General features: G+C 63.2%; 23 protein-coding genes. 9 read left to right on the forward strand and 14 right to left on the reverse strand.

Annotation, left to right across the window (positions count from 1 at the left end):
• From E4Z66_RS01420 to E4Z66_RS01445, 6 genes are all read left to right on the forward strand, one after another.
• Entirely contained in the window at positions 1-357 is a 357-nt protein-coding gene (locus E4Z66_RS01420; RefSeq protein WP_136461156.1) for an Mth938-like domain-containing protein, read from the forward strand.
• A gap of 67 nt (positions 358-424) precedes the next feature.
• Positions 425-1,042 (forward strand): heme ABC exporter ATP-binding protein CcmA, encoded by a 618-nt coding sequence (gene ccmA / locus E4Z66_RS01425; RefSeq protein WP_425456107.1) that lies wholly within the window; start codon positions 425-427, stop codon positions 1,040-1,042.
• Positions 1,039-1,695, forward strand: a complete 657-nt coding sequence (ccmB, locus tag E4Z66_RS01430) for a heme exporter protein CcmB (RefSeq protein ID WP_136461158.1) — start codon at positions 1,039-1,041, stop codon at positions 1,693-1,695. Before ccmA ends, ccmB begins: the two co-directional genes overlap by 4 nt.
• Before the next feature lie 42 nt (positions 1,696-1,737).
• Positions 1,738-2,472 carry a heme ABC transporter permease gene (locus E4Z66_RS01435; protein ID WP_136461159.1) on the forward strand — a complete coding sequence of 245 codons (735 nt, stop codon included), beginning with the start codon at positions 1,738-1,740 and terminating at the stop codon, positions 2,470-2,472.
• Positions 2,469-2,633 (forward strand): heme exporter protein CcmD, encoded by a 165-nt coding sequence (ccmD, locus tag E4Z66_RS01440; RefSeq protein ID WP_168797695.1) that lies wholly within the window; start codon positions 2,469-2,471, stop codon positions 2,631-2,633. The genes E4Z66_RS01435 and ccmD overlap by 4 nt, the downstream gene beginning before the upstream one ends.
• Complete coding sequence (locus E4Z66_RS01445; RefSeq protein ID WP_246035831.1) at positions 2,623-3,156, forward strand: DsbE family thiol:disulfide interchange protein; 534 nt, start codon at positions 2,623-2,625, stop codon at positions 3,154-3,156. The genes ccmD and E4Z66_RS01445 overlap by 11 nt, the downstream gene beginning before the upstream one ends.
• Before the next feature lie 6 nt (positions 3,157-3,162).
• Here the strand turns inward: E4Z66_RS01445 and E4Z66_RS01450 are convergent, their stop codons facing one another.
• Positions 3,163-3,876: an SDR family NAD(P)-dependent oxidoreductase gene (locus E4Z66_RS01450; protein WP_136461160.1), complete on the reverse strand. Its 714-nt coding sequence runs from the start codon at positions 3,874-3,876 to the stop codon at positions 3,163-3,165.
• Between the two features lie 132 nt (positions 3,877-4,008).
• Positions 4,009-6,756, reverse strand: coding sequence for an aconitate hydratase AcnA (gene acnA, locus E4Z66_RS01455; RefSeq protein WP_136461161.1), 2,748 nt, complete (start codon positions 6,754-6,756; stop codon positions 4,009-4,011).
• Positions 6,757-6,987: 231 nt separating this feature from the next.
• On the opposite strand from acnA, the gene E4Z66_RS01460 reads away from it, so the two are divergent.
• Positions 6,988-7,701: a DUF1223 domain-containing protein gene (locus E4Z66_RS01460; protein WP_246035836.1), complete on the forward strand. Its 714-nt coding sequence runs from the start codon at positions 6,988-6,990 to the stop codon at positions 7,699-7,701.
• A 6-nt stretch (positions 7,702-7,707) separates the two neighbouring features.
• Here the strand turns inward: E4Z66_RS01460 and E4Z66_RS01465 are convergent, their stop codons facing one another.
• From E4Z66_RS01465 to purB, 5 genes are all read right to left on the reverse strand, one after another.
• A complete protein-coding gene (locus tag E4Z66_RS01465; RefSeq protein ID WP_136461162.1) occupies positions 7,708-8,601 on the reverse strand; it encodes a DMT family transporter in 894 nt (297 codons plus the stop codon).
• Positions 8,602-8,712: 111 nt separating this feature from the next.
• A complete protein-coding gene (locus E4Z66_RS01470; protein WP_342773434.1) occupies positions 8,713-9,795 on the reverse strand; it encodes a flagellar motor switch protein FliG in 1,083 nt (360 codons plus the stop codon).
• Between the two features lie 60 nt (positions 9,796-9,855).
• Positions 9,856-10,446 (reverse strand): tetratricopeptide repeat protein, encoded by a 591-nt coding sequence (locus E4Z66_RS01475; RefSeq protein ID WP_136461164.1) that lies wholly within the window; start codon positions 10,444-10,446, stop codon positions 9,856-9,858.
• Between the two features lie 98 nt (positions 10,447-10,544).
• On the reverse strand, positions 10,545-10,712 hold the full coding sequence (locus tag E4Z66_RS19565; protein ID WP_211097096.1) for a hypothetical protein: 168 nt from the start codon (positions 10,710-10,712) through the stop codon (positions 10,545-10,547).
• A 112-nt stretch (positions 10,713-10,824) separates the two neighbouring features.
• Positions 10,825-12,132 carry an adenylosuccinate lyase gene (purB, locus tag E4Z66_RS01480; protein WP_136461165.1) on the reverse strand — a complete coding sequence of 436 codons (1,308 nt, stop codon included), beginning with the start codon at positions 12,130-12,132 and terminating at the stop codon, positions 10,825-10,827.
• A 79-nt stretch (positions 12,133-12,211) separates the two neighbouring features.
• On the opposite strand from purB, the gene E4Z66_RS01485 reads away from it, so the two are divergent.
• A complete protein-coding gene (locus tag E4Z66_RS01485) occupies positions 12,212-12,610 on the forward strand; it encodes a DUF6314 family protein (protein ID WP_136461166.1) in 399 nt (132 codons plus the stop codon).
• On the opposite strand, the gene E4Z66_RS01490 is transcribed toward E4Z66_RS01485, so the two are convergent.
• The 3 genes from E4Z66_RS01490 to dddP all read right to left on the reverse strand — a co-directional run bounded on the left by E4Z66_RS01490 (position 12,607) and on the right by dddP (position 15,593).
• Positions 12,607-12,852 (reverse strand): DUF6455 family protein, encoded by a 246-nt coding sequence (locus E4Z66_RS01490; protein ID WP_168797697.1) that lies wholly within the window; start codon positions 12,850-12,852, stop codon positions 12,607-12,609. The genes E4Z66_RS01485 and E4Z66_RS01490 overlap by 4 nt on opposite strands.
• Before the next feature lie 61 nt (positions 12,853-12,913).
• Positions 12,914-14,128: a bifunctional alpha/beta hydrolase/OsmC family protein gene (locus E4Z66_RS01495; protein WP_136461168.1), complete on the reverse strand. Its 1,215-nt coding sequence runs from the start codon at positions 14,126-14,128 to the stop codon at positions 12,914-12,916.
• Between the two features lie 124 nt (positions 14,129-14,252).
• Entirely contained in the window at positions 14,253-15,593 is a 1,341-nt protein-coding gene (dddP, locus tag E4Z66_RS01500; RefSeq protein ID WP_136462097.1) for a dimethylsulfonioproprionate lyase DddP, read from the reverse strand.
• Between the two features lie 160 nt (positions 15,594-15,753).
• Here dddP and E4Z66_RS01505 point away from each other — a divergent pair, with 160 nt between their 5' ends.
• A complete protein-coding gene (locus tag E4Z66_RS01505; RefSeq protein WP_136461169.1) occupies positions 15,754-16,503 on the forward strand; it encodes a heme-dependent oxidative N-demethylase family protein in 750 nt (249 codons plus the stop codon).
• 125 nt (positions 16,504-16,628) lie between these two features.
• On the opposite strand, the gene E4Z66_RS01510 is transcribed toward E4Z66_RS01505, so the two are convergent.
• The 4 genes from E4Z66_RS01510 to E4Z66_RS01525 all read right to left on the reverse strand — a co-directional run bounded on the left by E4Z66_RS01510 (position 16,629) and on the right by E4Z66_RS01525 (position 20,717).
• Positions 16,629-17,492: a hypothetical protein gene (locus tag E4Z66_RS01510; protein WP_136461170.1), complete on the reverse strand. Its 864-nt coding sequence runs from the start codon at positions 17,490-17,492 to the stop codon at positions 16,629-16,631.
• A gap of 327 nt (positions 17,493-17,819) precedes the next feature.
• Positions 17,820-18,644 carry a lytic murein transglycosylase gene (locus E4Z66_RS01515; protein WP_136461171.1) on the reverse strand — a complete coding sequence of 275 codons (825 nt, stop codon included), beginning with the start codon at positions 18,642-18,644 and terminating at the stop codon, positions 17,820-17,822.
• A gap of 74 nt (positions 18,645-18,718) precedes the next feature.
• On the reverse strand, positions 18,719-20,113 hold the full coding sequence (locus E4Z66_RS01520) for a flagellar biosynthesis protein FlhF (protein WP_136461172.1): 1,395 nt from the start codon (positions 20,111-20,113) through the stop codon (positions 18,719-18,721).
• Positions 20,114-20,297: 184 nt separating this feature from the next.
• On the reverse strand, positions 20,298-20,717 hold the full coding sequence (locus E4Z66_RS01525; protein ID WP_136461173.1) for a hypothetical protein: 420 nt from the start codon (positions 20,715-20,717) through the stop codon (positions 20,298-20,300).
• Positions 20,718-20,760: the final 43 nt, after the last annotated feature.

A 20,760-nucleotide genomic window follows, 5' to 3' on the forward strand; every position in this document is an offset into this window, starting at 1 on the left:
ATGCGTTTGAACGAAATCGACTTCAACGACAGCGCCCCGATCGAGGGCTACGGACCGGGCTATTTTCGGATCGGTGGGCAGGTCTATGAAGGCGGGGTGCTGACCGGGCCGCAGGGCACTGGCCCGTGGGGCGGATATGAGGACAGCGCGCCGCTTTTGGCGCTCGCGCGGCATGTGGATGTGCTGTTCGTGGGCACTGGAAAAGACATCGCCCATATCCCTGCGGCATTGCGTGATGCGCTGGATCGCGCAGGCATCGGGGCCGAACCGATGTCGTCACCCGCCGCCGCGCGGACCTATAACGTCCTGCTGAGCGAGGGCCGCCGCGTCGCCCTGGCCATGCTACCGGTGGAATGATCATGCCGCCGGAACCTTTCCGCCATGTGATCCCTGCGACCTGCGGGTGGTGCGCGCCGGAATGACGATGCTTGAAATTCGCGATCTGGCTGTGGCGCGCGGCGCTGCTTGCGTGCTTGAAGGGCTCGCCTTTACCTTGGCGCCGGGGCAGGCATTGATCCTGCGCGGCCCGAACGGATCGGGCAAGACGACGCTGCTGCGCACGCTGGCGGGACTGCAACCGCCCCAAGCCGGAGAGATCCTTGGCGGCGGTGAAGAGATCGCCTATGCCGGGCATTCGGACGGGCTGAAATCCATGCTGACGGTGGCGGAGAACCTGACTTTCTGGGCCGAAATCTATGGCACGCGCGGGATTGATCCGGCGCTGGCCGCCTTCGAATTGACGCCGCTGCGGGACCGGCTGGCCGGGACATTGTCCGCCGGCCAGAAGCGGCGGCTGGGACTGGCGCGGATGCTGGTCACGGGGCGGCCCATCTGGGCGATGGATGAGCCGACGGTATCGCTTGATGCGGCGTCTGTCGAACTCTTCGCCGCGACGGTGCGCGCGCATCTGGGGCAGGGCGGGCTTGCCGTCATTGCCACCCATATCGACCTTGGCCTGCCCGAAGCGCATGTCTTCGATGTCAGCCGCTTTGCCGCGCGCGCCCAAAGCGCCGCTGCCACCTCTGACGAGGCCTTCCTGTGAGGGCGCTGTTACTGCGCGACCTGCGGCTTGCCTTCCGCGCGGGGGGCGGGTTCGGCCTGGGGCTGGCGTTTTTCCTGATCGTGACCGTGCTGGTCCCGTTTTCCGTGGGGCCACAATCGGAACTGCTGACCCGCATCGCGCCGGGGGTGCTGTGGCTGGGCGCGCTGCTGGCCTGCCTGTTGTCGCTGGACCGTCTGCTTGCCCTCGATTGGGAGGACGGCACGCTGGATCTGCTGGCCACGGCGCCGGTGCCGCTGGAAGGGGCGCTGTCGGTCAAGGCGCTGGCCCATTGGTTGGTGACGGGTCTGCCGCTGGTCTTTGCCGCGCCGGTGCTGGGGGTTCTGTTGAACCTCGCCCCGGCGGGCTATCTGTGGCTGGTTATCAGCCTTGCCGTGGGCACGCCCGCGCTGTCGGTGATCGGCGCATTCGGCGCGGCGCTGACGGTCGGTATCAAGCGAGGCGGGCTGCTGCTGTCGCTGCTGGTGCTGCCGCTTTACGTCCCGACGCTGATCTTTGGCGCCGAGGTCGCGCGGCGCGGGGCACAGGGGCTGGAGGTCGGCACGCCGCTGCTGATGCTTGCGGGGATCACCTTTGGCGTTGCGGCGCTGATGCCCTTCGCCTCTGCGACCGTGTTGCGCATGAATTTGCGGTGAGCACCGATTGTCGGCGGCACAAGGGAGAGATAGATACATCGCATGGCTTCTATTTGGGAATACGCAAACCCGGTCAAATTCCTGCGCACCTCGGAAAAGGTGCTGCCGGTGCTATGGGTTTTGGCGGGCGCTTGTCTGGTCATCGGCCTGATCTGGGGCTTCTTCTTTACGCCGGACGATTACCGGCAAGGCTCCACTGTCAAGATCATCTATCTGCACGTGCCGGCTGCGCTGATGGCGATCAACGCTTGGCTGATGATGCTGGTGGCGTCGCTGATCTGGCTCGTCCGTCGCCACCATGTCAGTGCGCTCGCCGCCAAGGCCGCGGCCCCGGTGGGCGTGACGATGACGCTGATTGCGCTGGTGACGGGTGCGATCTGGGGCCAGCCGATGTGGGGCACGTGGTGGGCATGGGATCCGCGCCTGACCTCTTTCCTGATCCTGTTCCTGTTCTACCTTGGCTACATGGCGCTTTGGGCCGCGATCGAAGACCCGGATAGCGCGGCGGACCTGACATCTGTCCTGTGCCTTGTCGGGTCGGTCTTTGCGGTGCTGTCGCGCTATGCGGTGCTGTTCTGGAACCAGGGTCTGCATCAGGGCGCGTCGCTTAGCCTCGACAAGGAGGAAAACGTGGCCGATGTCTTTTACCTGCCGCTGCTGGTCTGCATCGCGGGCTTTGTGCTGCTGTTCCTTGCGCTTGTCTTGTACCGGACGGGCACCGAAATCCGCCTGCGCCGGACGCAGGCCCTGATCCGGCGGGAGGCCGCACGCGCATGATTCCCGATCTTGGGAAATACGCGGTCACGGTCCTGTCGGCCTATGGCGCGTCGATTGTCTTGCTCATCGGGCTGGTGCTGATCAGCCTGCGGGCCGGGCGCAAGGCGCGCCGGGCCCTTGAGGCCGTTGAGACGCGGCGGGAGATCAAAGATGAAGCTTAACCCGCTGATGATCGCGCCGCCGCTGGTGTTCCTGGCCTTTGCGGTCTTTGCGGCCATCGGTATGTTCCGCGACGATCCCAACGCGCTGCCATCCGCGCGCGAAGGGCAGAAAGTACCCCCGATGACCTTGTCGGAACTGCCCGGCAAACCCGGTTTCACTGTCGCCCAAATGGCGGATGGTCAGGTCAAGCTGGTGAATTTCTGGGCCAGTTGGTGCGCGCCTTGCCGGGCCGAACATCCGGTCTTGGAACAACTGGCGGGCGAGGGCGTGCCGATCTATGGCGTCAACTTCAAGGATGACCCTGCCAAGGCGTTGGCCTTTCTCGAAGAGCTCGGCGATCCCTATACCGGCATCGGCGCCGATGACGAAGGACGCACAGGGCTGGAATGGGGTCTATACGGCGTGCCGGAAACCTATGTGATCGACGGTGAGGGCGTGATCGTTCTGCGCTTTGCCGGTCCCGTGACGCCCCGCGTTCTGAACGACACCATCCGTCCTGCCATGGCCCGCGCCGCCGAGTGATCGGGGTTAGAACCGATAGCCGCCCGACACTTTCAGCACCTCACCCGTGATCGCGCCCGCCGCGTCCGAGGCAAGGAAACGCACCGCTGCGGCGATATCTTGCGGCGTGGCCAGTCGGCCAAGCGCGGTCAGGTCCAGAAAGGCCTGGGTCAGTTCCGCGTCGCGCGGCGCTTCGGGCGTGTTCACGGCCCCCGGTGCGACGGAATTGACCCGGATGCCGCGCGGGCCCAGCTCTTTCGCCATGCCGCGCATCCACAGGTCTTGCGCAGCCTTTGACGCGCCATAGATGGCGGCACCCATTGGCGGCAGCACCGCGTTGATGGAAGAGATATTGACGATCGCCGCACCCGGTTTCAGATGCGCCAGCGCGGCTTCCAGCAGCGCGGCCGGGGCGGTAACATGCAGGTCCATCAAATGGCGATGCACGTCGCGCTCGACACGCTCAAGCGGGGTTGTCTGAATTGCGCCGGCATTGTTCACGATCACATCCAGCCGGCCGAACCTTTGCATCACCGTGTCGATCACCTCGCGTGCCGCACCCGGATCGGCCAGATCCGCCTGCACGGCGCAGGCATCGGGGCAATCGGCGAGGGTCTCGTCCGGCGGGTGCGCATGCCACGTAAAGGCCAGATCGTGATCCGTGGCCAAATCGGCGGCGATGGCCCGGCCAATACCGCGCGCCGCCCCGGTCACAAGTGCGGTTTTTCGGCCCTGCTGCATTCTCGTCGCCTCCGCGCCGCCACCATGGCGGTGGACCCAGCATGCCGCCAAAAGAAAAGCCCTGCCACCAGAAAGGGGGCAGGGCCGATCCGAGCTCCGCGTAGGGTGCGCTTCAGCGCACCTTTGCCGGGATTACGCGGATTTGGCGAGGTTGCGCAGCACGTAATGCAGCACACCGCCATTTTCGATGTATTCGATCTCCACCGCCGTATCGATCCGGCATTTCAGCGTGATCTCTTTGGTGGTGCCGTCTTCATAGGTGATGGTGCAGGGCACTTCGGCCAGCGGCGTCACGCCTTCCAGCCCGTGGATCGCCACAGTTTCCTGACCCGTCAGGCCAAGGCTCTTGCGCGTGTCACCGCCGGTGAATTCAAACGGAATCACGCCCATCCCCACGAGGTTGGAGCGGTGAATACGCTCAAAGCTTTCTGCGATCACGGCTTTCACGCCGAGCAGCGCCGTCCCTTTGGCAGCCCAGTCACGGGACGAGCCCGCGCCATATTGCTCACCACCGAAGATGACCAGCGGCGTGCCTTGGTCCTGATAGGCCATCGCTGCGTCATAGATCGACGTCTGCTCGCCATCGGGGCCTTTGGTGTAGCCGCCTTCGACGCCATCCAGCATCTCGTTCTTGATGCGGATATTGGCGAAAGTGCCGCGCATCATCACCTCGTGGTTGCCGCGACGCGAACCGTAGGAGTTGAACTCGCGCGGGGAGACCTGCCGTTCGGTCAGATAACGACCGGCGGGCGTGGTTTCCTTGAACGAACCAGCAGGCGAGATGTGGTCGGTCGTGATCATGTCCCCAAGCAGGGCCAGAACACGCGCGCCATCGATATTCTCGATCTTCTTGGTGTCCATCGTGATCCCCTGGAAGTAGGGGGGATTCTGGACGTAGGTGGAGCTTGGCGGCCAGTCATAGGTCTTTTCATCGGTCGTTTCGACCGACTGCCACTTTTCGTCGCCTTTGAACACGTCGGCATATTTCGACTGGAAGGCTTCGCGCGTCACGGTCTGCTCGACCAGTTCGGCAACTTCCTGTGTCGTCGGCCAGATGTCCTTGAGGTAGACATCCTTGCCATCCGGGGTCTGGGCCAACGGCTCTGTTGCCAGATCGATGTTCATGTCGCCCGCAAGCGCGTAGGCCACAACCAGCGGCGGCGACGCAAGATAGTTGGCGCGCACATCCGGGCTGATCCGGCCTTCGAAGTTACGGTTGCCCGACAGGACCGACGTTGCGATCAGGTCGTTCTCGTTGATGGCCTTGCTGATTTCCGGTTGCAGCGGGCCGGAGTTGCCGATGCAGGTGGTGCAGCCATAGCCGACCAGGTTGAAACCGACCTTGTCCAGATCCTCTTGCAGGCCAGCGGCCTCAAGATAGGCGGACACAACCTGCGAACCCGGTGCCAGCGATGTCTTGACCCAAGGCTTGCGGGTCAGACCCAGCGCGGCGGCCTTGCGTGCCACAAGGCCCGCGCCGATCATCACATAGGGGTTCGACGTGTTGGTGCAGGAAGTGATCGACGCGATCACGACCGACCCGTCGCGCAGGTCATAATCTTCGCCTTCGACCTTTGCGGTCTTGTGCAGCGGTACCGTCTTGGTCGCCGCCGGACCTTCATCCAGCATGTCCTTGGCGTCTTCGGTGATGTCGATACCGCGGAAATCGGCGACGACTTTCTCGAAGGAGGACGCGGCAGCGGTCAGCGCAACATAGTCCTGCGGGCGTTTCGGGCCGGAAATCGCCGGCACAATGGTGCCCATGTCCAGCTCCAGCGTGTCGGTATAGACCGGATCGTAACCCGCATCGCGCCAGAACCCGTTTTCCTTGGCATAGGCTTCGACCAGCGCGATACGCGCTTCGTCGCGGCCCGTGTTGCGCAGGTAACGCAGGGTTTCGTTATCGATCGGGAAGAAGCCGCAGGTCGCGCCGTATTCCGGTGCCATGTTGGCGATGGTCGCACGGTCAGCCAGTGGCAGCTTGTCGAGGCCGGGGCCATAGAATTCCACGAATTTGCCGACCACGCCTTTTTCGCGCAGCATTTCGACAACCTTCAAAACAAGGTCGGTGCCGGTGGTGCCTTCGATCATCTCGCCGGTCAGCTTGAAGCCGACGACCTCGGGGATCAGCATGGAGATCGGCTGACCCAGCATCGCGGCTTCCGCCTCGATCCCGCCAACACCCCAGCCCAGAACGGCCGCGCCGTTGACCATGGTGGTGTGCGAGTCGGTGCCGACAAGCGTGTCGGGATAGGCGACCATTTCACCGTTCTGGTCGGTATCGGTCCAGACGGTTTGCGACAGGTATTCCAGGTTCACCTGGTGGCAGATGCCGGTGCCCGGGGGCACAACGCGGAAGTTGTTGAACGCCTTCTGACCCCATTTCAGGAAGGTATAGCGTTCGAGGTTGCGTTCATATTCGCGGTCCACGTTCATCTGGAACGCGCGCGGGTTGCCGAACTCGTCGATCATGACCGAGTGGTCGATCACAAGGTCGACAGGGTTCAGCGGGTTGATCTTTTCGGGATCGCCGCCAAGGGCAACGATACCGTCGCGCATGGCTGCAAGGTCGACAACGGCCGGAACGCCGGTGAAGTCCTGCATCAGCACGCGGGCCGGGCGATAGGCGATCTCGCGCGGGTTCTTACCGCCCAGCGTCGCCCATTCGGCGAAGGCCTTGATGTCGTCCACCGAGACGGTCTTGCCGTCTTCAAAGCGCAACATGTTTTCCAGCACGACCTTCAACGCGGCAGGCAGCTTGGAGAAATCGCCAAGTCCAGCCTCAGTCGCGGCGGGAATCGAGTAATAGGCGACGCTTTGGTCTCCAACGGTGAGGGTTTTGCGGGTTTTCGAGGTGTCATGGCCGACGGTGATCGTCATGAGGCGGCTCCCTTCATATGGTAGCTAGCGGTCTGTGCGCTCTATGGACCCGGTCTGCGCGGGGATCAACACTTATCCGCAGGGGTGCGACATTTTTTGTACACAACGGTATACAAAGATGCTTTTCCAATCACGGCGTCGCTCACGCAATCGGGATTTCAACAACGCTTGATTGGTTATTTCACCAGCATCCGTCTACATACGCTTAACACTAGCAAGGAATCCCGTCACATGCTCCTCCGAATGGTTCGGATCGCCCTTTTCCCGTTGATCGCATGGACCTTTGCCGCCGCGCCCGCGCTGGCGCAGGACCGCGCGCCTGTGGTTGTGGAACTTTTCACCTCGCAGGGATGTTCGTCCTGCCCACCGGCTGACAAGCTGATGGGGCGTCTTGCAGAGCGGGATGACGTGATCGCTCTCGCGCTGCATGTGGATTACTGGGATTATATCGGCTGGAAGGATGTCTTCGCCGATCCGGCCAATTCCGAACGCCAGCGCGCCTATGCCAAGCGGGCCGGGCGGCGGTCGGTCTACACCCCGCAGATGATCGTGAATGGCGAGGCGTCAGTCGTCGGGGCGCGCCCGATGGAGGTTTCGGACGCGATCGATGCGGCGGAAGAGATGCCGATGCCGGTCGCCGTCACCCTGACCCGCGAGGGCGGTGCCCTGTCCGTCACGGCCGAATACAGCGGTGCGGCCCCGGTCGATATGGTGGTGAACGCAATCCGGTACGAGCCAAGCCAGGACGTGCATATCACGCGCGGCGAGAATGCCGGACGGACGCTGCGCTACCATAATGTCGTGACGCAGTGGCAGGTGCTGGACAAGTGGCGCGGCGCTGAAACCTTCAAGGCGCAGGTCGATCTGCCGGGCGCGCAGCCCGTCGTGGTGATCGTGCAGGCGGCAGGGCATGGCCCGGTCCTGGGGGCGGCGCGGCTTCGGTAATCGGGGTTAAGGCGCGGCACTGCGCGCGGCGACCTTCTTGAGCCGTGTTTCCCGCCACCAGACATAAAGACCAGCAAGGGCGATGATCGCTGCACCGCAGAGCGTCAGCACCGTCGGCACCTCGGCAAAAAAGATCAGTCCGAAGATGATTGCGAAAATCAGGCCGGAGTAACCGAACGGGGCCAGCAAGCCCGCCTCGGCCTGGGAAAAGGCGCGGATCAGCAAAAGCTGCCCCATCGTCCCGGCGCAAGCGATCCCGCACATCAACGCCGCGCTGCCGGGATCGGGCCAGACCCAATAGGCAGGGGCGGCCAATGTCATCAGGATGCCCCCGACCGACGCCGTGTAGAACAGCGATGTCCAGACATCCTCTGTCGATCCGACGGCGCGGGTGACAAGGCTGTACCCGGCAAAGCACAACGCGGCCCCCATCGGCATAAGCGCGGCGGGATTGAACGCCTCGGACCCGGGCCGGATGATGAGCAGCGCGCCAAGGAAGGACACGACGATTGCCCCGATGCGGCGCGGGCCGAGAGGCTCCCCCAGAAACAATGCGCCGCCCAGCGTGATGAAAATCGGGTTCAGGACCATGACCGCGGTCGCCTCGGCCAGCCCGATATAGGAAAGGCTGAAGAAGAAGAAGAACGTGGCCGCCATCAGCAGCAGCGCGCGGGCCAGTTGCAATCCGGGGCGCCGGGCGCGAACGACCTGCTTCAATCGCGGCGCGACCAGCACCAGCACCACAAGCATTTGCCCGGCATAGCGCGCCCAAAGCGCGGGCAGCGGCCCGACAGAGGGACTGACGGCTTTGACGCAGACATCCATGATCGACAGGCAGAATACGGCGCTGACCATCATGGCTATGGCGCGCGCGGGCGAGGTGGCGGATGGGGTGGTCATGTTTCGCCGATATCTGCCACTGCGCGCCGTGTCGAGCCTTAAGCCCGCCCGCGAAGACAGGTGTGCGCCACAGCGCACAACCGGCCAGCCCGATTTGCGACGCCTCCGCGCCTATTCCGCGTCGTCGTCTTCGACCTGAAGCAAGAGCAGTTCCCCTTTGGCTTCCATATCGCGGATGACACCGACGATCTCGGACATCGCTTCCTCGCCATCGGCGGGTTTCACATCGTCCAGTTCGTCCATTTCCTCGCGCATCTGGTCGGCCAGGCGGGCGGAGATATTGGTGAAGATGAATTCGGTCACATCCTCCATCCCGGCATTCTTCGCGGCGGCAAGGGCCACGATTAGGCGCGACTGATCCACGCCGCGCAGGACGGTCGGCAGGTCGCGCGGGGAAATCCGTGTGGGGATATTGGCGAAGGTGAAGATCGCCTTGCGGACCTCGGTCGCGAACATCTTGTCGGTCTCATCCAAGCCCTGCAGCACGTCCTCTCGGGTGGCGGAGGTCGAACTGTTGAGAATCGCGCCCACCCGTTCGACCGGGCCTTCATCGAAGGCCAGGATCGGTTCGGCATCCAGTTGCGAGGCAAGGGACAGCCCGATCCGGTCCACCGCTTCGGGCGTGACGGAACTGGTTTGATTGACCGCATAGGTGATCTGCCGCGCCAGCGGGCCGGGCAGCATTCCCAACAATTTGGCCGCCGAGCCCACATCCAGCTTGGACAGGATCACAGCAGCGATTTCGGGGCTTTCTTCTTCGAAAACCGGGACAAGCCGCTCCGGGGCAAGGCCCTTGATCCGCTCCCACGGGTTGCCGGCCTGACGCACGCCCGCTTCCTTGCGCAGCCGCGCGGCGGTATGGGCGCTGATCTTGCCGTCCAGCGCGTCCAGCGCCCCGGCAATATCGCCCGGAAAATGCAGGCCCACGGCCTCAAGCTCGGCAGTGAATTCTTCGATCACCTGATCCACGGTCACTTTATCGACCAGACGCATTGCGCCCATCTGCTGGGTCAGGATCGCTTGCAGGTTGTCGGGCAAGTCCTCAAGCGCCACTTCCGCCCCGTTATTGAGCAAATAGCGCACCACAATCGCGGCCTTCGCGCGCCGCGACAATTGACGGGCACCCGGTCTGCCACTGATGGTCATGGCCCCCCCGGCTGGCGCGGGAAGGGCAGGGGTCATCGCAATACTCATCGCCTGCCTCACTCAATCCAAAGGCAGATTAGACGGGCAGGCGTGAAGATTCGCTAAATATCAGTAGTTAAAAACCTTCCCGCTTTCGATCGCGGTGCGCAGCGATGTGGCGGGCCAGCCAGACGCATCGCCGCGGGTCTCGATCTCGGCCAGTTGCAGCCGTGCGCCGTCCAGATCGCCAGCCTCCACCAGACCTTGTCCCATATAGGACCGCGCCAGCAGGTTGCCCGGGTTCTTGAGGATCGCGCGATTATAGAAACTGAACGCGGTGTCGAAATCGCCCTTCTTGCGGGCGGTAAAGCCCCAATAGGTCAGCACGCGGTCGTCCTCTTGGTCTGGCATGGTCGCCAGGACTTGCTGCGCCTCGTCATGGCGGCCCGCATAGGCCAATTCGCGCACCGCGTCATAGCGCGTTTCCGTATCCAGATGAGAGGTCTTGTCCGGGCGCACGCATTTCTTGATCTTGGGATCCCATACGCCGTTTACCGGCTTGGAAAACCTCACATATTTCTTGATTGACGGATCCCATTGCTTTTCCTGAAAGCAATTCTTGGTGGTTTCTGTCGGCTTGGGCGGCGTTTCGTCCCCGGCACCGGCGGCGAAGGCGGCGCCGGGCAGGGTCAAGGTCAGGGCGAAAAGAACGCGTTTCATCAATAACACTCCAAACGGGATGGTCTTTAAAAAAGTATAGGTCAGGAAATGCGAAAGGCCCGAGAATTTCGGGCCCATCACGGTATGTTCACTCTGGTTCAGCTGTTGACCACGGGGATACAGGTCCCCGTTGCGCTGTCCCATGTTGCACCGTCGGCGCAGGATTGCGCTTGCTGCTTGGAATGGCTGCATCCCATGGCGAGCGACAGGCCCGGCAGGGACATCAAAGCGGCGGCAAGTACCAAGGTCTTGAGGGTCGTCATCATCGGTCCTCCTGTGCTGGATGGCACAAAAGATAACCCGGAGGCGCCGATTTTCAAAATAAAGAAACCCGGCGCCCCCCGTCATGCGCAAGAATGCCCGTTATGCGGGCAAAGATCAGTCCTCGGCAAAGACCCGGGCAAAGATCGTATCCACATGTTTGGTGTGGTAGCCCAGATCGAACTTCTCGTTGATTTCCTCTTCGGACAGAGCCGCGCGCACTTCTTCATCGGCCAGCAGTTCCTCGCGGAAGTCGGACCGTGTGTCCCAGACTTTCAGCGCGTTGCGCTGCACAAGGCGATAGGCGTCCTCGCGGTTGACACCGGCTTGGGTCAGCGCCAGCAACACGCGCTGGCTCATCACGAGGCCGGGGAACTTGTTCATGTTTTCCAACATGTTGTCCGGGTAGACCAGCAGCTTGTCGATGACTTGTGTCAGGCGGGACAGCGCGAAATCCAGCGTGATCGTCGCGTCGGGGCCGATATTGCGTTCGACCGAACTGTGCGAGATATCCCGCTCGTGCCAGAGCGCGACGTTTTCCATCGCGGGCACGACGGCCATGCGGACCAGCCGCGCCAGACCGGTGAGGTTCTCGGTCAGGACGGGGTTCTTCTTGTGCGGCATCGCCGAAGAGCCTTTCTGCCCCATGGAGAAAAACTCCGCCGCTTCCAGCACTTCGGTCCGCTGCATGTGGCGAATCTCGACCGCGACGTTTTCGATGGAACTGGCGATCACACCCAGCGTGGCGAAGAAGGCCGCGTGACGGTCGCGCGGAATCACCTGGGTGGAGATCGGTTCAGGCACAAGGCCCAGCTTTTCGCAAACATGCTCTTCGACGGCCGGATCGATATTGGCGAAGGTGCCGACAGCGCCGGAAATCGCGCCGGTGGCGATTTCAGCGCGCGCGTCACGCATTCGGGACAGGTTGCGATCCATTTCCGCGTAGAAACGCGCAAAGGTCAGGCCCATCGTGGTCGGTTCGGCGTGGATGCCGTGGCTGCGGCCGATGCGGATCGTGTCCTTGTGTTCATAGGCGCGGCGCTTGAGCGCGGCCAACAACCCCTGAAGGTCTTCGATCAGGATATCGGCGGCGCGGGTCAGTTGCACGTTGAAGCAAGTATCCAGCACGTCGGAAGAGGTCATGCCCTGATGCACGAAACGCGCCTCTTCGCTACCCACATGTTCGGCCAAGTGAGTCAGAAAGGCGATGACGTCATGCTTTGTCTCGCGCTCGATCTCGTCGATGCGGTCGATGTCGAAGGTCACGTCATTCGCTTTCCAGACGGCTTCGGCATTCTCTTTCGGGATCACACCCAGATCAGCCATGGCATCGCAGGCATGGGCTTCGATTTCGTACCAAATGCGGAACTTTGTTTCGGGGCTCCAGATGGCGACCATATCGGGACGGGAATAGCGGGGGATCATCGGTGGCTTCCTGCGAATGAGTGGATCGGATAAGCATCGCCCTCATAGGCGGGTGACGGGCGAAGGACAAGGCAGGGCAATGTCGCGGCAATTGGCGGATTTTGAGGGAACATGGCGGATCATGCGGCAGATTACCCATGCGGACGCGCCGGATGCGCAATACGAGGGCACCGCGCACTGGACCCCGGATGAGGCGGGGCTGCTGTATCAGGAAAACGGGATTCTGACCGTTACAGGCCATCCGCCGATGCAGACAGAACGGCGTTACCTGTGGCGTGCGCCGCTGGATGTCTATTTCGAGGACGGGCGGTTCTTTCACACCGTCCCGCCGGGGGGCGGTGAGACGCGGCATTGGTGCGCGCCCGATGATTACCGGGTCACTTACCGCTTTGCGGCGTGGCCACGATTTGAAACCGTGTGGCGGGTACAGGGACCGGCCAAGGATTACACCATGGTCAGCCGCTACGCGCCCGCCTAGCGGTGCAGCAGATCGCGGTTCGTGCAGTATTCCGGCGCGTCATCCAGCATCGGGTTCGCCTCTTGCAACTGCGCGCAAGCCGATTGCTGCGTACAGTTGGAGCAGCGCCGCACCATTTCCGCATAGCTGCGCGCCCCGGTTTCGGGCGAACTTGCCAAGCGCTCCGTCAGGTCCACGTCAAGACTCGAGGCCATGCCGGATACCAGCCCGGCACTCTCGCTCATTTTCGAAAAATACGTCATCAGATCACCTCTTGCGATGTGATCATCCTGCCCGCCGCCGGACAGGCTGCCTTGACCTACATCAAGGCATCAAGGTCGTTTCCACCTTTGACGATCGTTCCAACGTGCGATGCACCGGGCATTTATCCGCGATCTCCAGCAGTTTCTCGCGTTGCGCTGCGTCCAGATCGCCCTCCAGCCGGATCACGCGCAGGAAATGATCGATCTTGTCACCGGATTGCGCCTGCGCGTCGGTGGCATGGGCCTTGTTGTGCGAGACATCGACCGCCACATGGGTCAGCGGCCACTTCTTGCGCCGTGCATACATGCGGATCGTCATCGAGGTGCAGGCCCCAAGCCCGGCCGAAACCAGCCCATAGGGGCTAAGCCCGCGATCCGTGCCCCCGAAGGACACCGGCTCATCGGCCAGCAGGTGGTGCCCGCCATGGCCTGTCACGTCCTGCAAAAATCCGTTCGGGTCCGCCTCGCGCACGCGCAAGACACCTTCGGGCACGTCTTCGGGCGGGGGCGGCTTGGGCAGGTCCAGATAGCGTGACGCCCAGGTGGCGATGACACCCGCCGCGTATTCCGCATCCTGGGGGCGGGAAATCAGATGATCGGCATCGTCCAGTGTCACGAAGCTTTTGGGATGTTTCGCGGCGACGAAAATCTCTGTCGCGTTGTTGATGGATACCACGGCGTCGCGGGGCGCGTGCATGACCAGCAGCGCCGCCTTCAGATGGCCGATGGCTTGGGACAGATGGGCGCGGTCCACGTCCTCTACAAAGCTGCGCCCGATCAGGACGGGCCGCCCGCCCAGATTAACCTCTGCCGCGCCCTTGGCTTCGATTTCCGGCAGCGCGTCGGCGAAATTGTGCAGCACATGGCCCGGATCGAACGGCGCGCCCAAGGTGACCACGGCCTTGATGCCGGGCAGATCCGCGGCCGCCCGCAACACCGCCGCGCCGCCAAGGGAGTGACCGATCAGCAGGCTGGGGCCAAGGCCGCGTTCGGTCAGCGCGGCGCAGGCGGCCTCAAGATCTGCGACGTTGGAAGTGAAGCTGGTATTGGCGAACTCCCCCTCTGAATGGCCCAGCCCCGTGAAGTCAAAGCGCAACACGGCGATGCCAAGCTGGCTCAGCCGGGCCGCAATCCGGCGCGCCGCGGGGATGTCCTTACCGCATGTAAAGCAATGGGCAAACAGCGCGGTCGCCACATGCGCCGTATCCGGCAGATCAAGACGCGCGGACAGTGTGCTTCCGTCATGGCCGGTAAAGGTAAAGCGTTCAGTGGGCATAGGCAGTCTCCTTCATCCCCAGACAATGGAGGCCGCGCGGCCCAAACCCAAGCGCTGTTTCAGCCCTGTCGCGCAGAGGTGATCGGACGCCGCACCGCCCGCCGCCGCCCGAAAGAGGATGCGATCAGCCCCCCATCAAGGCCGGATCGAACGGATAGTGCGTCAGGTTTTCATACCCATCCTCGGTGATCAGAACCTGATCTTCGAGCTTGATGGAAAAATCACCGCCTTCCGCGCCGACCAGCGCTTCGACACAAAGCATCATGCCCGGCTCCAGCGGGTAATCGAACGCGCCCTCCACCATGCGATCGGGATATGCGACAAGGGGCCATTCATCGCACAGACCCACCCCATGCATGATGCAGCTGTATTTCTGCGCCTGAAATTCCGGGCGCAGCACATGGGTGTTCCGGCTGAGTTCGCTTATCATCACGCCGGGTTTGAGCATCTCCATATTGGTCATGATGTGTTCGTGCGCGTGGCACATCGCATCCACCATCTCGGTCGGCGCGGGCGCGTCCCCGACCCACCATGTGCGCGAAATATCGGTACACAGGCCATAGGCGCCGACAAGGTCGGTGTCGAAGGCCACGATTTCATTGTTGCGCACCTCGCGCGGGCCGCATTCCTGAAACCACGGATTTGTGCGCGGGCCAGAGGCCAGCAGCCGGGTTTCGATCCACTCGCCGCCGCGCCGGACGTTTTCCGCGTGCAGGACCGCCCAGATGTCATCCTCGCTGATGCCGCCTTGGGGCACGTGGGCGCGGGTGTAATCCTCCATCGCGTGCATCGCAGCCTCGCAGGCATGGATGGCGCAGCGCATGGCGGTAATCTCGTCCGGGCCCTTGATGGCGCGTGCCTTTTCGGTCAGCTCTTCGCCTTCCTCAAGCGTCAGGCCTTCTGCCTCCAGCGCGCGGGCCCCGTGCAGCATGATCTTGTCCACCGCCAGACGGGTGTCGCCGGGCGCATGGGCGCGCAGCACCTCGGCCACCTCGCCTGCGAACGCCTGTGCCGCCGCTGCCGTCTGATCACCGCAAGAGAAATAGAACATGGACGCCCCGGATCGGCGTTCCTTTACCAAGGGGTTGAATTCGCTCAGGAATGGCGAGTTCTTGTAATCCCACATCACCATATGCCCATCGGCGCAAACCAGCGTGGCGCGGAACGGGTTATGGGTGTTCCAGAGCTGCATATTGGTGCTGTCGGTCGCATAGCGAATATTGAGCGGATCAAACAGCAACAGCCCGCCATAGCCGCGCGCCACGATATGCTGCACCAGCCGTTCCCAGCGATAGCGCCGCAAGGCGGCAAGGTCGGGCAGGGCCAGCCCCGCCGCGGCCCATTCGCGAAAGGCAAGCTGGGTGGGGCCGATCTCTACCCGGTTGGCGTCATTCGGGGTGCCATCGCCAAGCGTCGCCCCACGTGTGGGGTCGATCTTGCGGGTCTCGCGGTAGTGCTGGTTCATCGCTCCGGTCTCCAATCGTCCGCTGTTCCAAGGCTGCGCCGGGCCGTTATGGCTCCGCTTGCCCGTTTGCGACGCAGGCCGCGCCGCTTTTCTGCCTTGAGGCCGGGCGAACCGGCGAAGGGGCTTGGCAATCGGGGCAGGGGCGGGCACATCACGATCCATGACCGACATCCTTCACAGCCGCCTGCCCGAAGACATGCACCAGCCGCGCCCCTTGCCGGGAATCCGCCCGGTTGAGGGCCTTTGGCTGCGGCGGGACGAAGCCTATGCCGGGCAGATGGCCCTGCGCGAAACGCTGTTGGCCACGCGGCCCGAGGATGTTCTGTGGCAGGACGACGACCCGGCGACAGAAGCGGCCGCGCAAGAATTGCTGGCCCATGTGACGACGCTTTTGCCAGAGCTGGGATATGACGTGTCGGGCGATACGGTGCTGTGCCCCGATGGGCGGCGCGTGGCGCGGCGCGGCCCCGCGTTGAGGATTCTGGCCCGCTTGCTGCAATGCGATCTGTGCCTGCTGGACAAAGCCGGGGCGGAACACGTCCTGAAAGGCGCGGCGCTGTGCTTTCCGGCAAGCTGGACCCTGGCTGAAAAGGCCGGTCGCCCGCTTGTCGCGATCCACAGCCCGGTCGAAGAATATGACGCAACCCTGGCCGCACGGGTGCAGCGGCTGTTCGACGGCGTGCAACCGGGCCGCCCGATCTGGCGGTTCAACCAGCTTTGGTACGCGGACCCGGCGTTACATCAGCCGCGCCGCGCCGGGGCCGAGCGCGACAAGACCGCGCCGGATGCCCGCAGCTTTCTGCGCTGCGAGCGCCAGACCATCCTGCGCCTGCCGCAAACCCGGTGGGCCGTCTTCGCAATCCACACCTATGTGCTGCACAAAGACGACGCACCGGCAGCGTTCACCTGACCTGACGAACAGCGAAATACCGGCGCGGGGCTGGGGTACGGAAGTCATGCCCCGCGCCGGGAACACCCGAGCCGCACGGCCAAGCGCCGGGGCAGGGGTAACCTATCTGTTGGAAAAGCTGCTGATTACAGGCCGAGCGCCGCGAAAGCCTGCGCCAGAACACCCGATTGGTAGAGACCAAGGATAATCACGGTCAGTACCAGCGCCTGAACGCTCAACCACACGTCGGACCCTTTGACGAGGTTGATGACCGCCAGCGACGCGCCCGCCGGTGGCATCAGCGCCGCCGTGACCCCGGTCAGCGCCCAGCTGCAAAGCCGTACGGGCAAAGCTTCGGATTTGCGCGTGCCCGTCTGGTCGTCCTGCGGCATTTCAAGCTGTTGATAAAGCGCAACCTTCTCAGCCGTTTCGGCGGAGGTTTCGCCGTGCAGGGGGACCACATTCACAGTGCCGTCGATTGCCGCGAAGCGGGCCCTGTTGGGGGCATCCCAAGGGCGGTTCGGGTAGACCTGCACGAATTCCTCCTGCGGCCGGGCCGTGACCTTGCCCGCACGGCGCATCGCCCGGCGCGGACGGATCGGCACCACCCGCGACACCCAACTGCGCGCGTCGATCGGCTCTTCGCTGTTTTGCCAGCGGATCGCGACCGGGTGCAGCACCGTATTCACTGCGCCAATCAGCCGGGCCAGCAGGTATTCCGCATCCTGCGACGCGGCCGGATCATTAGCCTTGAGCGCAATGATCGACATGAAAAGACTGGCCTCGTCAGAGCGCAGCATCAGGCGAAATTTCTCTGATTTCAGCGTGATTTGCAGGTTGCCGGGCTTTTCGATGGCTGTAACCGGATGGCCCAGGCCATGCATCAGACCGGCAAAGAGGTGCGACAGATAGAGAACATCCCGCACCGGCCCATTGCTCGGCATTTCAAGAACAGCGGAATACTGCGATATGGCCGGCGCACGAGACGCCTCGTTCGTGGCAAGTTCCATTCTGTTCCCCCAGAAAACTTACGTTCTATAAATTGCGGCGGAAATATGCCGGACCATGTTTTTGTTGGGGTCCGAATGTGGCGAAAATGAGGCATCTAGGCCCGGATCAGGCAATAGACTGTTTCCAGAAACCGATCCCGCGAAACGGGAAATCCGCCCGGATTTGACCGAGCGGATTTGAAATTTTTCTTTATTTCAAGGCTTTAGTCGGTGACGGTCCGGCGCGATACGCGTTTGACGTGTGGCCGTTGCGCGGGCCTGTCCGTTGTTGCCCCCGCGCCGTGGTTTCGCCTTATTTCAGCCGCCTCAACCCCCGGTTTTATTGGCCTAGCCGTCGATCTTCGCCGCCGAGAGCGCAATCGCCTGCTGATAGACCGTGGCCGCATTCCATTCGTTCAGCACGCGGAAATTCGGCTGCCCTTGTTGGTAGCCTTTGCCGGGCTTCCAGCCCTTGCCGCGCAGGAAGTTGGCGGTGGAGGCCATGGCGTCGGCCTCATTGTAAAGGTCCACGCGCCCGTCGCCATTGGCATCGACGCCATATTGCAGCGCGTTGCCCGGCAGGAATTGCGTATGGCCCAGCTCGCCATGCTTGGCGCCGCGCGTGTTGCCCGTAATGCTGCCGCGATCGACCATTTTCAGCGCCGCAATCGCATGGGGGGTGAAGAAGGCGCTGCGGCGGCAGTCATAAGCAACGGTCAGGATCGAGGACACCACCGGCGTGTTGCCCATGTTGCGGCCAAAGCCGGTTTCCATGCCGTGAATCGCCAGCAAAATCCCTGCAGGCACGCCGTAGGAGCGTTCCAGAGAGGCGTAGAAATTCGCGTTGCGGGCCTTGCGCTTGCGGGCTGTGGCCGCGAACCCGTCAAGAGAGCCAAGGCGAATGCGAATGAAATCGTTCAGCGCGTAGCGCACGCCTTTCTGGTTCCGGTCGGCCTTGATCGTCGCGGTGGAATAGGTGGCGGCGGCTAGCGCCTCCAACCCGCGCTTCTTGACGCCGGCCTTCTTGGCCTCGCTGGCGAAGGCGGCTTTCCAGGCGTTGAAGCCGCTGCCGTCATTGCCGCAGGTCGCGGCGAGCGCGCCGCTGGGCAGGGCGGTCAGCAGCAGAAGGGAGGTAGCGGCGCTGCGCAGTGTGCGGAACGAGGGAAGGGGCATGGCAATAGCTCTCTGAAAACCGTGTCTGGGCGAGAGTTAACCATCCCAGCAGGGACAGGCCAAGGACGTTCTGATCAGGGCGTATCGAAAAGTGGCAACAATTGCGTGTCTGCAAACAGCCGCAAGTCCCCGGCCAGCTGCGCCATGACGACCGGTGCGGGCGCGCCGGTGGTGTCGAAACCGCCGGTGAAATCGGCATAAGGATTGGCCCAGAAGGTCACGGCAAGAACCGTGGCGATGCTGGCGATCTTCAGTTTCGTGTCGAAGGATACGGCGCGCATCAGCCGCGACATCAGACCCGGACGCGGCGCGGGCTGCGCCATGTCGTTCCATTCGTCTTCGGGCTGCGGCGGCAAGGGCGCTTCGACCGGGGCCATCAGCGGCTCCGGCTCCGCCGGGGCGGCGGCGGCTTTGACGCGGCGCGGGGTGGGCGCGGCCATATCCACCATGTCAGACGGTGTCTGCGGGGCGGGATGCGGCATGGCGGGGGCTTGCGCGGCGGGGACCGTCGCTGGGGCTTCGGCGGCGACAAAGGACGGCAGGCCGGACGTGGCAGGCTGCGCTGGAACCTCTGGCACCGGTGCGGGCACCGCACGCGGTTTGTCATGGCCGCGATCTTTCCAAAGCGACAAGACGAACCGGCCAAGGGGCGCGTCAGGTGTCGCGGGCTCTTCGCGGACATAGAAAGTCAGCTTGGCGCTGGGTTTCAACACGCGGCCATGTTCCAGTGCCAGTTTGCCCCGCGCCCGCGCCGCCATGAGCGAGTCCAGCAGTGTCACCGCCGTGGCCAGCGGAACAGAAACCGGCAACCCTTCGAGGCTGATCGCAGGCGCGCCCAGATGTTCGGGGTTGCGCAGATTGAGGCTGTACCCGTCATTGCCGTTCGGGCCTTGTTCGGGCAGGCCGGGAACCGGATGGCGCAACAGCTTGTCCGGGGTATCGCCCGCCGCTGTCAGCTCATCGGGGCAGAACATCCGTTCAGAGGGGCCGAAATACATCGCCAGAAACCCGGGATTTTCGGCGATAAAGCGGGTGGTCCAATGCAGCGCCTGCATCTTGAGGGCGGCATCGCAAATCTTGGCCTCGCCGAATTCCTGCATGATCACGCGCGCTTCGGGCGGCAAGGGCGCGTTGCCGTCGCCCACCTCGACGCGGACATGCGCGGTATGGCTTTGGGCGGCCTGCACGTAATCAAAGCGGCGGATCGCCGTGATCGGTGCAATGGCAGAGGCGTCGATCGCGGGCCGCGTGTCTTTCTCTTCGGAGAAGGCGACCATGATATGGAATTTCTCGCAGGCCAGCAGCCACCAATCGGCGTGGCTGAGGGGGCTGACGCTCAGATGGCAGCCGTCCTGACCGGCGAGCCGCGTGTTCAGTTCAGTCAGCAGCGCGCCGATATCCGGGGTGGGGCGTGTATAAAACAGCGCCGACGCTTCAACGTTGTAAATTGCATCCACGATATCGAGCATAGCATGACTCCCGTTCTGTCTTGCTTGTCGGGGGCAATTCAGGCGCATCTATGACCGTGCGGCGACGTGGTTGGGTCAATTCGCGGATAATTTGAGGCGAAACGGGCAGATCGCCGGGATCGGGATGCGCCCGAAAACCGAGCGGCCCAAGGGGGCGCAGCGGGGCAGGCGGCCGGGACAGCGCTTAGTTGTTCAGGATAAACCGCCCTGTGTCGGACAGTTTGGATGTGCCGTCCTTGTTGAGATATCGGCTTTCCAGCGGCACTGACTGGCTTTCGTTCCAGCGGTCATCGCCCACCGTGGATTTCGCGATGAATTCGAGCGGGTTGAACCCTTTGCCGCCCGTGATCCCCTCTGCGATGGCGGCGCGAATGCCGGGCGTTCCGCGTTCCAAATGGGCCAACGTCAAGTGGGCCGCCAGCCCGATCAGCGCCAACCCGGCGGTGATGGACAGCAGAACCATCCATGGGCGGCGCGGTTTGAGCGCAGGACCGTCATCAGCGCTTCGCGGCGCGTGCGGGGCCGGACCATCCGGGGCGGCCGGCATCTGCTGCTGCGCCGCAATCCGGGCGAGCCGTTCCGCAAATTCGTCCTTTCCGGACATCGCAAGTCTCCTGATTGGCGCCGTTGTGATACGGGGCAGGATA

This window comes from Aliishimia ponticola (assembly GCF_004803475.1).
Lineage (GTDB): Bacteria > Pseudomonadota > Alphaproteobacteria > Rhodobacterales > Rhodobacteraceae > Aliishimia > Aliishimia ponticola.

Bases quoted from the DNA above. Each gene is read 5' to 3' on its own strand.
- E4Z66_RS01450 (WP_136461160.1), bottom strand. From the start codon at position 3,876: ATGCAGCAGGGCCGAAAAACCGCACTTGTGACCGGGGCGGCGCGCGGT.
- E4Z66_RS19565 (WP_211097096.1), bottom strand. From the start codon at position 10,712: ATGATGACGACCCTCAAGACCTTGGTACTTGCCGCCGCTTTGATGTCC.
- E4Z66_RS01485 (WP_136461166.1), top strand. From the start codon at position 12,212: ATGTCGCGGCAATTGGCGGATTTTGAGGGAACATGGCGGATCATGCGG.
- E4Z66_RS01490 (WP_168797697.1), bottom strand. From the start codon at position 12,852: ATGACGTATTTTTCGAAAATGAGCGAGAGTGCCGGGCTGGTATCCGGC.
- E4Z66_RS01445 (WP_246035831.1), top strand. From the start codon at position 2,623: ATGAAGCTTAACCCGCTGATGATCGCGCCGCCGCTGGTGTTCCTGGCC.
- E4Z66_RS01465 (WP_136461162.1), bottom strand. From the start codon at position 8,601: ATGACCACCCCATCCGCCACCTCGCCCGCGCGCGCCATAGCCATGATG.
- E4Z66_RS01470 (WP_342773434.1), bottom strand. From the start codon at position 9,795: ATGAGTATTGCGATGACCCCTGCCCTTCCCGCGCCAGCCGGGGGGGCC.
- E4Z66_RS01505 (WP_136461169.1), top strand. From the start codon at position 15,754: ATGACCGACATCCTTCACAGCCGCCTGCCCGAAGACATGCACCAGCCG.
- E4Z66_RS01460 (WP_246035836.1), top strand. From the start codon at position 6,988: ATGCTCCTCCGAATGGTTCGGATCGCCCTTTTCCCGTTGATCGCATGG.
- E4Z66_RS01510 (WP_136461170.1), bottom strand. From the start codon at position 17,492: ATGGAACTTGCCACGAACGAGGCGTCTCGTGCGCCGGCCATATCGCAG.
- E4Z66_RS01435 (WP_136461159.1), top strand. From the start codon at position 1,738: ATGGCTTCTATTTGGGAATACGCAAACCCGGTCAAATTCCTGCGCACC.
- dddP (WP_136462097.1), bottom strand. From the start codon at position 15,593: ATGAACCAGCACTACCGCGAGACCCGCAAGATCGACCCCACACGTGGG.
- E4Z66_RS01515 (WP_136461171.1), bottom strand. From the start codon at position 18,644: ATGCCCCTTCCCTCGTTCCGCACACTGCGCAGCGCCGCTACCTCCCTT.
- ccmD (WP_168797695.1), top strand. From the start codon at position 2,469: ATGATTCCCGATCTTGGGAAATACGCGGTCACGGTCCTGTCGGCCTAT.
- E4Z66_RS01475 (WP_136461164.1), bottom strand. From the start codon at position 10,446: ATGAAACGCGTTCTTTTCGCCCTGACCTTGACCCTGCCCGGCGCCGCC.
- acnA (WP_136461161.1), bottom strand. From the start codon at position 6,756: ATGACGATCACCGTCGGCCATGACACCTCGAAAACCCGCAAAACCCTC.
- ccmA (WP_425456107.1), top strand. From the start codon at position 425: ATGCTTGAAATTCGCGATCTGGCTGTGGCGCGCGGCGCTGCTTGCGTG.
- purB (WP_136461165.1), bottom strand. From the start codon at position 12,132: ATGATCCCCCGCTATTCCCGTCCCGATATGGTCGCCATCTGGAGCCCC.
- E4Z66_RS01520 (WP_136461172.1), bottom strand. From the start codon at position 20,113: ATGCTCGATATCGTGGATGCAATTTACAACGTTGAAGCGTCGGCGCTG.
- E4Z66_RS01525 (WP_136461173.1), bottom strand. From the start codon at position 20,717: ATGTCCGGAAAGGACGAATTTGCGGAACGGCTCGCCCGGATTGCGGCG.
- E4Z66_RS01420 (WP_136461156.1), top strand. From the start codon at position 1: ATGCGTTTGAACGAAATCGACTTCAACGACAGCGCCCCGATCGAGGGC.
- E4Z66_RS01495 (WP_136461168.1), bottom strand. From the start codon at position 14,128: ATGCCCACTGAACGCTTTACCTTTACCGGCCATGACGGAAGCACACTG.